The 14,282-nt window shown below is 58.8% G+C and carries 11 protein-coding genes, 1 tRNA gene and 1 pseudogene; 5 read left to right on the top strand and 8 right to left on the bottom strand.

The annotated features are described in order from the left end of the window. Nucleotides 1-466: 466 nt before the first annotated feature. Nucleotides 467-1,222 carry a hypothetical protein gene (locus tag ACIPHM_RS23595; RefSeq protein ID WP_400333819.1) on the bottom strand — a complete coding sequence of 252 codons (756 nt, stop codon included), beginning with the start codon at nucleotides 1,220-1,222 and terminating at the stop codon, nucleotides 467-469. 65 nt (nucleotides 1,223-1,287) lie between these two features. Continuing rightward, nucleotides 1,288-2,355, bottom strand: coding sequence for a mechanosensitive ion channel family protein (locus ACIPHM_RS23590; protein ID WP_400333816.1), 1,068 nt, complete (start codon nucleotides 2,353-2,355; stop codon nucleotides 1,288-1,290). 720 nt (nucleotides 2,356-3,075) lie between these two features. Between ACIPHM_RS23590 and ACIPHM_RS23585 the strand changes: the two genes are divergently transcribed. After that, nucleotides 3,076-3,408: a hypothetical protein gene (locus tag ACIPHM_RS23585; RefSeq protein WP_400333813.1), complete on the top strand. Its 333-nt coding sequence runs from the start codon at nucleotides 3,076-3,078 to the stop codon at nucleotides 3,406-3,408. A 152-nt stretch (nucleotides 3,409-3,560) separates the two neighbouring features. Here ACIPHM_RS23585 and ACIPHM_RS23580 read toward each other — a convergent pair. Further along, nucleotides 3,561-4,672: pseudogene (locus ACIPHM_RS23580) on the bottom strand (IS3 family transposase). Nucleotides 4,673-4,749: 77 nt separating this feature from the next. On the opposite strand from ACIPHM_RS23580, the gene ACIPHM_RS23575 reads away from it, so the two are divergent. Then, nucleotides 4,750-5,457, top strand: coding sequence for a phospholipase D family protein (locus tag ACIPHM_RS23575; protein ID WP_400333811.1), 708 nt, complete (start codon nucleotides 4,750-4,752; stop codon nucleotides 5,455-5,457). Between the two features lie 339 nt (nucleotides 5,458-5,796). Here the strand turns inward: ACIPHM_RS23575 and ACIPHM_RS23570 are convergent, their stop codons facing one another. From ACIPHM_RS23570 to ACIPHM_RS23560, 3 genes are all read right to left on the bottom strand, one after another. Next, a complete protein-coding gene (locus tag ACIPHM_RS23570) occupies nucleotides 5,797-6,096 on the bottom strand; it encodes a type II toxin-antitoxin system RelE/ParE family toxin (RefSeq protein WP_400333808.1) in 300 nt (99 codons plus the stop codon). Next, nucleotides 6,093-6,350: a type II toxin-antitoxin system ParD family antitoxin gene (locus tag ACIPHM_RS23565; protein WP_400333805.1), complete on the bottom strand. Its 258-nt coding sequence runs from the start codon at nucleotides 6,348-6,350 to the stop codon at nucleotides 6,093-6,095. The genes ACIPHM_RS23570 and ACIPHM_RS23565 overlap by 4 nt, the downstream gene beginning before the upstream one ends. Nucleotides 6,351-7,582: 1,232 nt before the next feature. Beyond that, on the bottom strand, nucleotides 7,583-8,107 hold the full coding sequence (locus ACIPHM_RS23560) for a DUF2726 domain-containing protein (RefSeq protein WP_400333802.1): 525 nt from the start codon (nucleotides 8,105-8,107) through the stop codon (nucleotides 7,583-7,585). 1,316 nt (nucleotides 8,108-9,423) lie between these two features. On the opposite strand from ACIPHM_RS23560, the gene ACIPHM_RS23555 reads away from it, so the two are divergent. Next, the gene (locus ACIPHM_RS23555; protein WP_400333799.1) at nucleotides 9,424-10,509 is read left to right on the top strand and encodes a phage integrase central domain-containing protein; all 1,086 of its coding nucleotides are present in this window, start codon (nucleotides 9,424-9,426) and stop codon (nucleotides 10,507-10,509) included. A gap of 198 nt (nucleotides 10,510-10,707) precedes the next feature. Here the strand turns inward: ACIPHM_RS23555 and ACIPHM_RS23550 are convergent. Beyond that, nucleotides 10,708-10,784 (bottom strand) — tRNA-Pro (locus ACIPHM_RS23550). Between the two features lie 172 nt (nucleotides 10,785-10,956). On the opposite strand from ACIPHM_RS23550, the gene ACIPHM_RS23545 reads away from it, so the two are divergent. Both ACIPHM_RS23545 and ACIPHM_RS23540 read left to right on the top strand, forming a co-directional pair. Then, nucleotides 10,957-11,451 carry a SixA phosphatase family protein gene (locus ACIPHM_RS23545; RefSeq protein ID WP_400333797.1) on the top strand — a complete coding sequence of 165 codons (495 nt, stop codon included), beginning with the start codon at nucleotides 10,957-10,959 and terminating at the stop codon, nucleotides 11,449-11,451. Nucleotides 11,452-11,676: 225 nt separating this feature from the next. Further along, a complete protein-coding gene (locus ACIPHM_RS23540) occupies nucleotides 11,677-12,504 on the top strand; it encodes a GNAT family N-acetyltransferase (protein ID WP_400333794.1) in 828 nt (275 codons plus the stop codon). A 173-nt stretch (nucleotides 12,505-12,677) separates the two neighbouring features. On the opposite strand, the gene ppx is transcribed toward ACIPHM_RS23540, so the two are convergent. Further along, entirely contained in the window at nucleotides 12,678-14,213 is a 1,536-nt protein-coding gene (gene ppx / locus ACIPHM_RS23535) for an exopolyphosphatase (protein ID WP_400333792.1), read from the bottom strand. Between the last annotated feature and the right edge of the window lie 69 nt (nucleotides 14,214-14,282).

Here is a 14,282-nt window from a genome sequence, read left to right as displayed (position 1 = left end):
GGCAGGCGTCCACTGTCGATGTCGGCTGCCCCGGTCTGCGCGACGAGGATGCTGCAACCGCATATGCAATGGAGTACTCATCAAATGACGAGCGGTGCTTTCCTTATATGGGAAAAGCACCGCCGGACTTCGATAAGCGGGTGCATTCTGACACGTTACTGACACATATCGCACGCGAGTGGTGCATTTGCAACACATGAAATATCCGGCATATGCCGCGTGCTTTGCGATTGATTCGGTGAACGTGATAACGCCCATCACGCGCTCACGGCGCACGGCCTCGTTGCGCTGGCCAGACCGCGAGCACAGGGCGCTCACGCATCAACGACGCAATGAAAAACGGCGCATCGCCTGATAGGCGTGCGCCGTTTTTCGGTACTGCGAATGTTCGACCGACGATTAGCGATGCGTGGACGTTAATCGTTACCCGACGCTCATGCGTTCATAGGACGGACGGGCTGACGTCTTACGCGATGCGCTTCACTGCGCGCCGCGCCGGGGCCGCCCCCGTGGTTCCGGGCGCTGATGCGGCGGTCGATGCGGTCGATGCACTCGTCGCCACACGCTTGCGCGCGGCAGCAGCGCGCGTCGGCACCGGCCTGGCCGCCCGGGTCACCTTGACCGGCGCCGTACCATTCTCGGCCCTCGCAGGGGCTGCGGCAGTGCCATTGGCTGCCTTCGCGGGCGCGGACGGCTTTGCCGCCGTCTTGGCCTTGGCCGTCTTCACGTGCCTGGCGCCTTTTTGCTCTTTGCCTGCCTTCGCTGCCTTCACCGGCTTGGCGGGCTTGGCGGGCTTGGCGGGCTTGGCGGGCTTGGCGGCCTTCGTAGCCTTCGGTGCTTTCGCGATTTTTTCAGCTTTTGCCCTAACCGCCGCCCCTGCGGGCTTGGCATCGGACTTCGGCGCAGCCTTCGCGGCCGCGGCCAGTTCGAGGTCGATGGTGTGCTTGAGGCCGGCGATCACGGGCGTGGCCAGATCGTCCGCGAAATGATCGAACCAGCGTTTGGCTTGCAGGAGCTTTTTACCGCCGAGACGCCGCTTGTGATCCTCGTCGCTGGCGAGCACTTTGGCGCAGAGCCGGGCGCGGCCTTTGGAGAGGCGTTCGAGAACGGTAATGATGGTAAAACCGCGATGCGACGTCTTCTGCTCGGCAGACATACTGGCCTCCTGATGTACCCGCCTCGCGGCAGGGCCGGATTGGATCGAAGCCACGATCTGGATCACGTGGATGCATCCGATCCTACCACGCCGCAATCTGCGTGCCAGCAGGCATGCGGCTTTCCGGGGCATCAACGTGTGGTGGGCGCAACCTCCGGCGGCGCCGGCGCCTGGGCGAAATACTGGACGCTGGCCGGTATTGCAAAGCGGATATCTTCCGCCAAGAACGCCCGCATCAGCGCAAGATTGATGTCCTGCTGCAAGTCCATATAAAGGTTGTAATCGGGACTGAGCACAAAATAGACGACCTCAAAATCGAGCGAACTCGCCCCGAACTGCTTGAAATGGGCGCGATCGAAGCGTGTCTTGCCAGAGACCTCCACCGCCTGTTTCACCATCGCGGGCACCCGCCCGAGCTTGTCGGGCACGGTGTGATACGACACGCTGAAAGCAAACACGATGCGTCGCTCGGACATGCGTTTGTAGTTATGCAGCGTGTTCTTGAGCAATTCGGTATTGCCGCAAACGATCTCTTCGCCGCTCAGGCTGCGAATACGCGTCGTCTTCAATCCGATTCGCTCGATCGTGCCCGCGATGTCGCCGAAGACGACGAAGTCACCCACTTCGAAGGGCTTGTCCAGGCCGATGGCGAGCGACGCGAAAAGGTCGCTCAATACGTTCTGCACGGCGAGCGCGACTGCGACACCGCCGATACCGAGGCTGGCGACGAAGGCCGTGATGTTCACTCCGAAGTTCGCGAGCATGGCGAGCAGCAGCACGGCCCAGGCGAGCACACGCAGCGTCCAGGCTGTCATGGTGACGATGACCGGGTTGTCGGGCACCGTGGCGCGATGTTGCATGCGCCGGGCGGACCAAACGCCGACTGCGCGATTGACCCAGAGCGCGAATTGCAGACAGAAGAGCGCTGTCCAGCCGTGGACAATGGCCGTGTCCCATTTGTCGCCGAGGTCGAGCATCTTCAGGCCGATGAGAATGGCCGCGAAGCGCAGCACGAAGTGACGCGTCGCCCCGAGCACTTCTGCAAGCATGCCCGCCGCCTGCGACTTCAAACGGCGCGAGAGCGAGCCAAAACGTCCGACCGCGAGCCGCAGCACGCCCGTCAGAATGCCGTAACTCAACAGCATGGCGACAGCCGCAAACGCCCAGTCCGCAGGCGAAACCCCTTCGAAAGCTTTCAATGATGTGAGCGTCCCGATTTGCAAGCGCACCCTCCTCGCATCGAAGTCAAAGTTAATGACCGAGCAAGACGTGCGCCTGCCGGACGGCAGGACGTCCGGTTGACCGGACGATTCTTCGCGACACGAGAAAAGTCGCAGAAAAATCAGATAGATGGGTTAGGCAGGCCTTGGCCGCATTGCCGCGTCCGACGCCAGGCGCGAAGCCGCTCAGACATACCCAATGTTTCAATCGTCGGAAGAAATGACGGCGACGAGAGCAGATGACAGATGAACGCACGCGCAGAGGTGTCTCGTCTCTTCGCCTCACGCAAAACCTCACTCGTCGCTCCGTCACGGCCCGTGGCCATGTGCTCGGCGACGAAGCGCTCAAGCGCTCGCCCGGGTCTCGTCCCCTAACGCGAAACCTTGCACATCGAGCCATAAGGGCGCGCTGCCGCGAGTTGCTCGTCGACGTGGCACTCAAACGCTCGCCGGAGTGCAGCGCCGATCACGATTTCCCACGATTGCGCCGGGGGTACGCCAGCGGTCGAGTCCTCCGCGATGGGTCATCGATATCCAATGAATCCTCTCCCGATATTTGGAAACGCGTCACCGTCTGTCGAGTCTCGACCCGGTCGCATCGAAATCACAGGAAAAATTCGGAAGTCACTGAAACACGAGTACCGGAGGGGCTGCAATGATGAATGCGCCCCCAGTGAACGACTTCGAAATGGAGACGCAGTGAGAAAGCCAGACGACAGCGGCAGCGCGCCGCAAAGTGTTGGAACCACGGAAGGGGTCGGCAAACGAGGTGGCAAGACGCAGCCCTCGACACTACCGCCCTCCTTCCCCCGCAAAGGCTACGTCGTGTGGTTCTACGCACACGACCGGTATCTTGGTTACGCCTGGAATGCCGAGGAAGGGGAAATCAAGCGAGCCCACGTGTCCGATCCGGGCCATGCGATTTACTTTCCGACGTTTGCCGCGGCGATGGTGGCGACGGATCAATTGTTCAGCCCGCACTACATCCTGCATTCACCGACGCCGGGGGAGAAACCGCGGTTGATACGGTAATTTCGTTACGGCCCATCTGTCACGATGGGCCGCTTCATCACCAGTAGTCGTGCACTTCGGGAGTTGCCCTCTTGCACGCGCACCGTCTTACCAACAAGGCGAGGGCTGCCCCCGGTTATCAGCATTAGCGAGGAAAACCGTAAGCTCCCCCGTCAAGTTGACACTTTAGAAGTAGAACCCACGGTTGCGAGCAGTCGCTCGCGGTACAGCGCTGGGGGCAGGTTTCCCAGCGCGTCATGTGGCCGCTCCTCGTTGTAGCTGCGAATCCAGTCGTGCGTGATCTCTCGAACCTGCTCAAGCGATTCAAACAGCCAGCGGCTCAATACCTCGGATCGATACGACCGGTTAAAGCGTTCAATAAAGGCATTCTGGTTCGGTTTGCCGGGTTGGATATAACGCAATTCAATGCCTTTCTCAGCGCACCAATCCGTCAACGTTTGAGACGTCAGCTCTGGGCCATTGTCTAGGCGAATCGCTTTAGGCAACCCACGCCATGCCTCAAGTTGCTCAAGCACCCGCACAACTCTTGTCGCCGGCAAGCTCGTGTCGACTTCAATCGTCAGCGCCTCTCTCACGGCTTCGTCCAACACATTGAGCGTGCGGAAGCGTCGGCCTTGGTACAGGCTATCGCTCATAAAATCCAACGACCAAATCTGATTCGGTAATGCCGGTGCATCGAGCGACTGGAACGTACGGACCAAACGCTTCTTGGCCCGCCTCGGCAGGTTGAGCTTCATGGCGCAATACACCCGCCATGTCCGCTTGTGATTCCAAGCGTGGCCGTCGAGCTTAAGCCGATCATGGCATTTCCAGAAGCCCCAGCGACCATGCTTGGCGACTACCGCGTTGAGCGCATCGACAACGGGCGCGTCACGCAGTGCGCGATCCTGGGGTTTGCGGTAATACGCCGCCCGCGATATGGCGACCACTCGGCAAGCACGCTGCACGGATTGCCCTTCGCTTACCAGCCGGTCAACCACATCCCGCCGTTCGGACGGCGCTACAGCTTTTTTAGTACAGCCTTGATCGCCTCATTCTCCAGCGCTAGCTCTGCGTACATACGCTTGAGCCGGTTGTTCTCCGATTCAAGCTCCTTGACGCGTGCCAGCTCCGAAGCTTCTAGGCCACCGTACTTGGACTTCCATTTGTAGTAAGTCGCCGAACTGATGCCGTGCTTGCGCCAGATTTCATTGACCGGCACACCCGCATCCGCTTCCTTCAGGATCTCGACGATCTGACTTTCCGTAAACCGTGATGTCTTCATTCGAACCTCCCAGCAAAATCCTGCCCGAAAGTTCTACTTTTGTCCTGTCTCACTGATCGGGGAGCTTACGAAACCAGTTGGCAAAATTCTTAACGACCAGCGCGACAAATTATTTTCTCGAAGAATTGATCAAAGGGGCCGTCGATCGGCTGGTCCTGATCAGCCCTTTCCTGAAACTGAACGACCGAATAAAAGAACTTCTGTCAGACAAGAATCGGCTGAAGATCGACGTGAGAGTCATCTACGGAAAGAGTGAGTTGCAGCCGCAGGAAATCGAGTGGCTTCGAAATCTGACCTACATACGCACAAGCTATTGCAAGAACTTGCATGCCAAGTGCTACATGAACGAAGAACTGTGCGTGGTCACAAGCCTGAACCTCTACGAGTTCAGCCAGATCAATAACAACGAGATGGGCGTGCTGATCAGACGGTCGGAAGACGCCGAGCTATACCGCGACGCGTATGAGGAAGCCCAACGCATTATCCGCATCAGCGAAGAGGTTCGCATTTCGCTGGAACGCCCGACCGAAGATGTCGCCGAAGCGAAAACAAAAGACGATGGCAGCAACGACGAAGTGACCGAGAAGCTGACGTCGTCGAAGCTCGGCAAACGACTCGGCATCAGGACCAGCGAACTACTTGACCGTGCGGTGAGCGCCGGTTATCTGGAGTGGCGAGATGGCAAGCATGCCCTTTCGTCGCAAGACGCCAATGCGGGGATCGAGTTCATCGCGAAGTCGCGGCACGGCCCCTATTTTCTCTGGCCTCAGAACATCCCGCTCTAAAGCCCTGAGATTTCACGAGGACGAGGCGTACCGCACAAACGAAAACGCCCCGATGGGGCGCCCCGTAACGGCTTGTACTGCAAGGGTATTCTGGTCGGAGCGATAGGATTCGAGCCTACGACCCTCAGATCCCAAATCATCGTTTTGGAGCAGACTCGGCACATTGCGGTGAGACGGTTCGCGCAGGTCTGCGCCCTAATCCCTGCCCTAACGCGGTCCAACGAAAAAATGGGGCTCGGCGGACCGCGTTTTCGACGGTTTTTGGGGGGGATTTTTAGGGACTGATTGAGGGGGCACGGAAAGGCTTCTCTTCACCCGTATGCCCCTGCCCCGATGCGTTTAAGGGAACAAGATCGCGGCGTAATTTCGTGCGCTGTGCAGGATATGAACGACGTCGATTCGCTGGTGGGATTCGACCACGCGATAGAAGATCTGGTAGTTGCCGTAGACGCGATGACGAATGCCGAAGCGCTCATAGCGCGGCACGACAGGGAACGCGAGCGGCATGTCGGCAAGGCTCATGCACTTGTCACGCAGTACTTGAATGAACGTCACGGCGCGGCGCGGATTGTCCAGCGCGATGTAGTCACCAATGGTTTCGAGGTCGACGATGGCTCCGGGTAGTAAGTGAACGATCATGCCTTGTCGTTCACGATCGCTTGATACTTCTTCTCCAGACGGTCAAACACGTCAGCGGCTGGCTGGCCTCGGCCGGCTTCCGCGTCGGCAATGCCCTTCTCGATAACCACGTCCAGCGCGGCAAGCTGCGTCTCTCGGTCCTGAATAAGCCGGACACCTTCGCGCAACACCTCGCTCTTCGAGCCGTACCGGCCCGTCGCAACGAGCTCGGCAATGTAGCTCTCAAGCGTTCGCCCGAGTTCTGCACTGATCATGATTTCCTCCGATTGGACTTGGGTACGTCTGCGGTCAATTTATCATTTTTGATAATAGTTATCAAGTTGCGTGCTTCCGTCATCCGGAAACGAGTCGCCGTCTGTTGAGTCTCGGCACAGTCGCAGCGAAACCGCAGAAAAATTCGGAAGTCACTGAAACGTGAGTGCCATGGGCGCTGACATGATGAATTCGGCCCCCAGTGAACGACTTCGAAATGGAGACGCAGTGAGAAAGACAGACGATAGCGGCACCGCGCCGCATAGTATTGGAACTACAGGAGAGGCGAACAGGCAAGGTGGCAAGAAGCACCCCGCATCGCTGCCGCCGTCATTCCCACGCACGGGCTATGTCATATGGTTCTACGCGCACGACCGGTACCTCGGTTATGCCTGGAATGAGGAGGAAGGGGAAATCAGGCGAGCGCATGTGTCCGACACGGAGCATGCGATTTACTTTCCGACGTTCGCGGAGGCGATGGTGGCTACGGAGTTCTTGTTTAGTCCGTATTACATTCTGCATTCGCCAAAGCGAGGGGGTAAGCCGCGATTGATCAGGTGATTTTGGTTGTGTTAGACACTCGATGCTGTTTAAAACTTCAGTACTGCGCGGAGCGTGGCCCGATATCGCTCGGTACGCTCCGCGTCACTTTCCGGCTCATCGTCGGAAGCGAGTACGAGATCGTCTTCTCGCTGAGTGGTTGCTTGTTCTCGGGCGCGAATTTTGTCCATATACCTGTAGGCATATTTTTTGATGGCCAATTCGTCGCCCGCGATACACGGGAAGGGGGCATGCACTTGGCGCAGAGGCCATCGCAGTCGGCGGCCCCTTCGATCACCACTTGTCGTCAAAGTCGGTATCAATGGCGACTCCATTCCCTGCAACCACCTTACAATCGGATCTGGGAGAATCGCTATTGGCGACGTCGAAATTGTTTGGGGTCGTAATACGTCTTCGCGCGATCCAAGGATCGCGGCGCTACATTGTTCCTACGCCTCTGACGAAGGAGTCGCCGACAGAATCGGCTGAGTAAAGAACGCCTTCTGAACGGTATGACGGGCATATTCTGAGTAACGAGTCACTGGAAGCCACTTCGACTATTCCTCTAGCCACCTGAACTGCAACACTAACCGCACCAGCCGCGTCCAGCAGCGCCGGACCATCATGCGGCGGCGGGCTGATTCTCTCGACCGTTTGAGAGCATTTGCTGAGTGAAGATCATCCTCTTCTACCGCTAATAGCCAGGCCTTGCGCTTTTGGAGATCTCTTCTATTATTTTTCGCACTTCCAAAGAGCCTGGAGGTTGACGAACATCCCAACGAATCATCGGCACGCCGACAGCTTGCATGAGGGCTTCCAACTTCGCAGTGCGGTGACGACATTCAGGTGTATCGCGCGACGCGTCGCCCAATTCGATGACAGCAATGATTGTGTTGTCGGGTCGACAAACCAGAAAATCGACGGATAGATCAGTGATACGCCGATGATGAAATTCTGAGGCCCACCACTTCGTCTGCACCAGCTTTCCAACGGCGACGTGGGCAAACAAGGTCTGATTCGGCAAACATGTCTTCAGAAATTTGTGGAACGCCTGTTCTGATTTTGTAAGAGGCGCCACAGCGAAATATGCTTCTCCATCAATAGTGCACGGTTCGCATCCAGACAGCGATATTTTGTCGCGCGCATGACGCCATGCGACGACGATTGCGAGAACGATTAAGAGTATTGCCACCAATCCAAAAATAATCAGCCATGCCATACGAGGTGCCTTGTTCTATCTGACTTTGGGGGGCACTTTTGTAAAACGGCCTAACAGCGAGACGCTGCCCGCGGGAGCTTAAGTTCTCGACCGCTGTTGACGGGGATCAGATTCCTGATATGCCCTTTTCTTGAAAGGGATGATTTCGGCGGTACGTCAACTCTCCACCGGTTGTCCCATTTCGCTGCTTACTTGAGGATAGTTTCGACAATGCAAGTCTCATCCTTCGTAACGCGGTCTGGTCTTAGCGCGAACTGTGGCAATAGTTATCGAGTACCGCCTGCTCTTCCGGGGAAAGATTGCTCTCGACGGCGACGACTCGCACATTCGTAAGTACGTATTGCAAATCGACACCCAAACCAGCAATTGCACGCTGATGTCGAGCATCGGGAACCCGCTTCCCGGTCTCATACATGGTTTGCTCGCGCCTGGTCATACCTCCGACTGAGGCACTCCTCCTGATTCAGGTTCAAGCGTTTGCGTTCTCCCCTTAGTCGAATTCCAATGCTCGTGCGCATAGTTGTTCTAACGCCCCTTGCTCCTCCGCCATCTGTCGTAGACCTTCCCTGCTTTTATCCAGCCTTCCTTATCGCTTCCAAGTCCCGAGCCACTCTCCCCAATGCGGGTGATACGTGGCCGTTTGCCTCATCTGTGCGGCCAGTCGCAAGCCAGTAGGCGAATGAGGCCAATGCTCACCAAGGGCGGCAAGCATCTCTTCGTTAGCGTGCTGCGTTCCTCTCGCGACACCCTGCCATCGGAGTCGGCTAATTCCCGTTGTCTCCTGCATGTTGGCCCAGGGCTTTCGTGGGTCAGCAACATGTTCAATAAGCTCAGTTATCCGAGCGCGCATTGTTTAAAACTCTTCCTATGTGTGTATTGGCCACGGACGTGCATGATGGACACATTGAATTTGCCCCCCCCAGCCGTCAACCACAGTTGCACCTAATTCAGGGTGCGGGAGGCCATCATATGACCAGCAAACAAAAGCTCACCATCCTCGACGTCACCCACCGCGAGGGGATATCCAGCAAAACCGGCCGCCCGCACGACATGCGCACAGCGCAATGCGATTTCTGACAATCGACGGATGATGGTGACCGGGCCGTTGTTGGAACTGTCCCCCTGCCCGGCAGCGCGAAAGACACCGCCAAAGGCGAGTACTTCGCGGAAATGGCGATGGCGCAATCGATGGATGGTGCCCTTGTTCCGCGCATTGTATCGCTGCGTCCCTACGTAAGTAATACACGTCCCACGGCCGCGCCTACGAAGTCGTCAACAGCTCCGAACGCGGCTCGGCCTTCCAGCTCGCGTTAGATTTGCTATCGAAAGGACTTGGGATCGAAGTCAGCATAGACGGCGACAAGTTCGGTAACGCCATCCGCCTGAAGGCGGGCGACTTTTCCACCGTCGTCTCCGCGCTGGCGAAGGACAGCCGATTTCAGGTCATCAACAGCCCGAACTTGCGCATTCGCTCCGGCGCTAAGGGACGTCTCACTGTCGGCCAGAAGGTGCCTGTCCTGAAGTCGGTGAGCTATCCGCGCGGTGGTGGTGAGCCGGTGCAGTCGGTGGAATATCACTCGTCCGGCGTCATTTTCGAGCTGGCTCCGACTGTCAAAGACCGAATCATCGATTTGCACGTAACGCAGCAAATCAGTGACTTCGTGAAGACGACGACGGGCGTGAACAACTCACCCACGCTACTGGCGCGGCTGCTGGCAGAAAAGAAGCGTCACGCAAGGCCGGACGGTACGGGCGACGCACGCAGGCTCATTGACGATTACGTTCGCAAGCACAAGTCCCGTCATAAGGAAAAGGCGTGGCCCGCCTATGGCAGATACGCCGGAAACGCTCTGCGCAACGTCAATGTGTCGGAAATCGATGCCACCGTCGTCATGCAGGTCCTCAAGCACTGGCGGGACAAACTCCATATGCAACGGGTTATGCGGGCGTTCCTGTCCGGCTTCTTCCGCTGGTGCATTGAGGAGGGACAGATGAAGACGAACCCGTGTCACGAGCTCAGAGGCTGGCTCAAGCGCCCCAAGCCGAGCGCCGTTTATATCCCTGATGACCACTTTTCCGCCATTCGCGGGGCGCTGGTCAGCTACTCATACATGCGTAGCGGAAAGAAGGTAACCGGCAAGGTCAATTCCGGCCCGATGATGCAATGCTTTGTCGACCTTTGCTACCTGACAGCCCAGCGCTCTACCGAAATCCGATTGCTGAAATGGTCGCAGGTCGATTTCGCTGCGGGAGTCATTCACTTCATCCCCAGCAAGACGGAGGACTCAAGCGGCATCGCCGTCGATGTGACGATCACGCCGGAAATCCGGGAGGTACTAAAACGAGTTCAGGAATTGGACGGACGCGAGCGGGCTATGACCTCACAGCCCTGCAAACGGTAGCGGCTCACAGCACGCCTACGATGACCAAGGACTATCTCAAGCTGCGGGATGTACCGACGAGCACGGTGAGGCTGAAACTACCGGCATGACCGACATGCACCACGTATGTGCAAGCGGTATCTTTGAAACTTACTAGGGAAATGCTTGAGAAAAGATTAGGGACAATAGATGCTGCCTGTCCCAATCCCTTGAAGCTAATGGTCGGAGCGATAGGATTCGAACCTACGACCCTCTGATCCCAAATCAGATGCGCTACCAGGCTGCGCTACGCTCCGAAGAAAGAGGACGCATTCTAGAGGGTTCCTTGCGCTACGTCAAATCGCTGCGGCGTCGGTGGACGTATTTCTGGGCATTCTCCCGATGTGGGCGGCACAATGGCCTTGTCGCAAATGCCTCGTCGACGGTCACGCCGCCGCCACGAAAGCCCGCCATAGTGGGAGGTTCACCATGTCCGAACCCGTGTCGATGAACCTGATTCTCTGGCGTCACGCCGACGCCGAAAACCTGCCTGCCACCCTCGCGCTCAGCGCCCAGGCCGATCTGGCCCGCGAACTCACCGACCGTGGCCGCAAACAGGCCGAAACGGCCGCCCAGTGGCTGCGCCCTCGCCTGCCTGACGACGCCCTCATCCTCTCGAGCCCCGCGGTACGCGCCGTGCAGACCGCTCACGCCCTCACCCCCACGCCGCGCATCGTGCGCGACCTCGCCCCCGGCGCCAACGCCATGACACTGCTCGGCGCCATCGATTGGCCCGGCAACGCTCAGACGGTCGTGATCGTCGGCCATCAACCCGCCCTCGGCCAACTCGCCGCGCTGCTGCTCAGCGGCCAGGAAGCCTATTGGACCATCAAGAAAGGTGGCATCTGGTGGCTTGCCTCGCGTCGTCGTGAAGACGAAAGCCAGGTCGTCGTGCGCGCCGTCGTCAACCCCGACCTGATCTGAGATAGCGGCAAAAGCATCAACGTCGCCTTGTACGTCCCCGATGCCCCCCATGCCTACCCCTATGCCTCCGTATGCCGCACAAATAGGGCGATGAAAGGCATCAGGCATGGGAGCTGCCCCATGACGTCGCGCGTTTTGTCATAGAATTGTCGCCTCCCGTTCACGGAATCGACATTGATGCTTTTTAAAGTACGTCGCAACGCGACCGTCACAAAAAGGGCCTTTATGCGCGACCTGCCGAACCCCACCCTGCCGCTCTCTTCGCTGACCCCTACGTCGCGGAGGCGTCTTCCTCGCCCTGAAACGCCTGTCAAACCGAATCTGGCTGTGGCGTGGGCACGCGACGAAAGCGAGCTCCGTGAAGCGCAGCATCTGAGATATCAGGTCTTCGCGGAAGAAATGGGTGCGTCGGTCAAGGGCCCCGCAGGCCTCGACGTCGACGAATACGACCAGTATTGCGACCACCTGATCGTGCGCGATCAGGACTCGCTCAAGGTTGTCGGCACCTACCGCGTATTGCCCCCAGCTCAGGCGAAGCGCCTCGGCCGTCTGTACTCCGAAGGAGAATTCGACCTCTCGCGTCTCGACCATCTGCGCCCGAAGATGCTCGAGACCGGCCGCTCGTGCGTGCACGCCGACTACCGCAACGGCGCCGTCATCATGGCGCTCTGGAGCGGTCTGGCCGAGTACATGCTGCGCAACGGCCTGGAGACGATGCTCGGTTGCGCCAGCGTCCCGATGGCCGACGGGGGTCACTATGCCGCCAGCCTCTACCGCAAGCTGCAAGACACCTCCATGGCCCCGGCCGAATACCACGCCGTGCCCCGCATCGCCCTGCCGGTGGACGAGCTGCAATCGACGCTCGACGTCGAACCGCCCGCGCTCGTCAAAGGCTACCTGCGCCTGGGTGCCCGCATCTGCGGCGCCCCTGCCTGGGACCCCGACTTCAACACCGCCGACTTCCTCACCCTGTTCCGTCTGTCCGAGATGAATCCACGCTATGCGCGTCACTTTCTCGGCCCGGAGCTTGTGAACAAACTCAAACAAGCCTGACAGGCGTCTCCCCCAGGTATTTCTTCCCGACGCGATTCCAATCGATTCCAATCAATTCCGATCGATTCCAACGATTCGCCGAGGGACAAAAAAGCCCGGCAAATACCGGGCTTTTTTACTGGCGCGTCCTCCCATCCTCCCATCCAACGGGAAAACAGGCGAACGGGCAGACCTCAGGCGTACACCACCTTGTAGCGCATGCCGATCTTCTCCCACTCTTGCGCCTCACGCTGCAAGCTGTAGTCGGTCAGCGGATTGGCGTCGATCCATGTGCGCGGGACCGAGACCTGGAAACCGTCGCCGAGACGCTCGACTTCGATGCTCTCAGGCAGCGCATCCGTACGACGGCGACAAAACAGCACTGCCAGCCGCAGACAGAACAGCAATTGCCAGTCGACCTGCTGCGCCTGCGAGGCGAGCTTGCCCAGCTTGCCGACGTGCCCCAGCAGCAATTCCGCCAGCCGCGCCTGATCGGGACGCGAGAAGCCCGGCATGTCAGCGTTGCTGCCGATATAGGCCGAATGCTTGTGATACGCGCTATGCGAGATCGACAGCCCCATCTCGTGCAACGACGACGCCCAATTGAGCAACGCCTCGCCCTCCTCCCGTCCGTCGTCCTGCTCGTCGTCCGGTGCGTCGCTTTCCTCGGCATCGACCGGCAACTGGCGGTACAGCGAAATCGCCAGATGCCCCACGCGCTCGGCCTGCGCACGATCCACGCCGTAACGCCGCACGAACTGCTCGACCGTGACCGCCCGCATGTCCTGATGCTGGGTACGGCCCAACAAGTCGTACATCACGCCCAGACGCAGCGCCGCGTCGGTCGTCTCCATATGGTCGACTTCCAGCTCATTGAAGACGGACAGCATGATGGACAAGCCGCCCGGCAGCACCGGAATACGATCGTGCTTGAGGCCTGCCAGCTTGAGACGGTTGGCGTTCTCCGCCTTGATGAGCGCACGCTTGAGCCGCTCAAGGCCGCCGCGCGTGAGACCGTGCACGCCGCCGTCATTGAAGCCGTTGGCTTCGAGCAACTCGGCCAGCGCGCGCGCCGTGCCGGACGAGCCGATCGCCTGGGACCAACCGGCCTCGCGATACGCCGCCGAAATGATCTGAATTTCGCGACGAGCGGCCAATTCGGCCTGCTTCATCGCATACTCGTCGACATTGCCGCTGGGAAAGAACTGACGGCTATGACTCACACAGCCGATATACAGACTCTCCATGATCAAAGGCTCGTAGTCTTGCCCGATAATGAACTCCGTCGAGCCGCCGCCGATGTCCACCACCAAACGATTGCCCGGGCACGTCGGCACGGAATGCGCCGCGCCCGCATAGATCAAACGCGCTTCTTCGCGTCCGGCAATCACTTCGATGGGAAATCCGAGCGCCCGCTGGGCTTCCCCCAGAAAATCCTGCGCATTCTTGGCAACGCGCAGCGTGTTGGTGGCCACCGCGCGCACCTGATCGGGATGGAAACCGCGCAGTCGCTCGCCAAAACGCTTGAGCACGTCCCAACCGCGTTGTTGCGACGGATGATCGAGATACTTCTCAGCGTTCAGGCCAGCGGCGAGTCGCACCGGCTCGCGCAGCGCATCGACCTGATAGATCTGCGTGCCGGCGGACGTTTCCTCCACACGGCCGATAATCAGGCGAAAACTGTTCGAGCCGAGATCGACGGCCGCTAACAAGGGCGATGGGCTACTCATGTGGGGGTGCGCCTGAGCGAAGAGTGCCGTAATACACGATGCTTCACATTAAAAGCATGACGCGCACTC

It is taken from the genome of Pandoraea sp. NPDC087047 (assembly GCF_044745225.1).
In the GTDB taxonomy this organism is placed as follows: Bacteria; Pseudomonadota; Gammaproteobacteria; order Burkholderiales; family Burkholderiaceae; genus Pandoraea.
Note: the sequence above shows the minus strand (reverse complement) of the source record. Positions and strands in the feature narration are given on the sequence as shown.

Bases quoted from the DNA above. Each gene is read 5' to 3' on its own strand.
- ACIPHM_RS23570 (WP_400333808.1), bottom strand. From the start codon at position 6,096: ATGATCGTTCACTTACTACCCGGAGCCATCGTCGACCTCGAAACCATT.
- ACIPHM_RS23565 (WP_400333805.1), bottom strand. From the start codon at position 6,350: ATGATCAGTGCAGAACTCGGGCGAACGCTTGAGAGCTACATTGCCGAG.
- ACIPHM_RS23560 (WP_400333802.1), bottom strand. From the start codon at position 8,107: ATGGCATGGCTGATTATTTTTGGATTGGTGGCAATACTCTTAATCGTT.
- ACIPHM_RS23545 (WP_400333797.1), top strand. From the start codon at position 10,957: ATGTCCGAACCCGTGTCGATGAACCTGATTCTCTGGCGTCACGCCGAC.
- ACIPHM_RS23540 (WP_400333794.1), top strand. From the start codon at position 11,677: ATGCGCGACCTGCCGAACCCCACCCTGCCGCTCTCTTCGCTGACCCCT.
- ppx (WP_400333792.1), bottom strand. From the start codon at position 14,213: ATGAGTAGCCCATCGCCCTTGTTAGCGGCCGTCGATCTCGGCTCGAAC.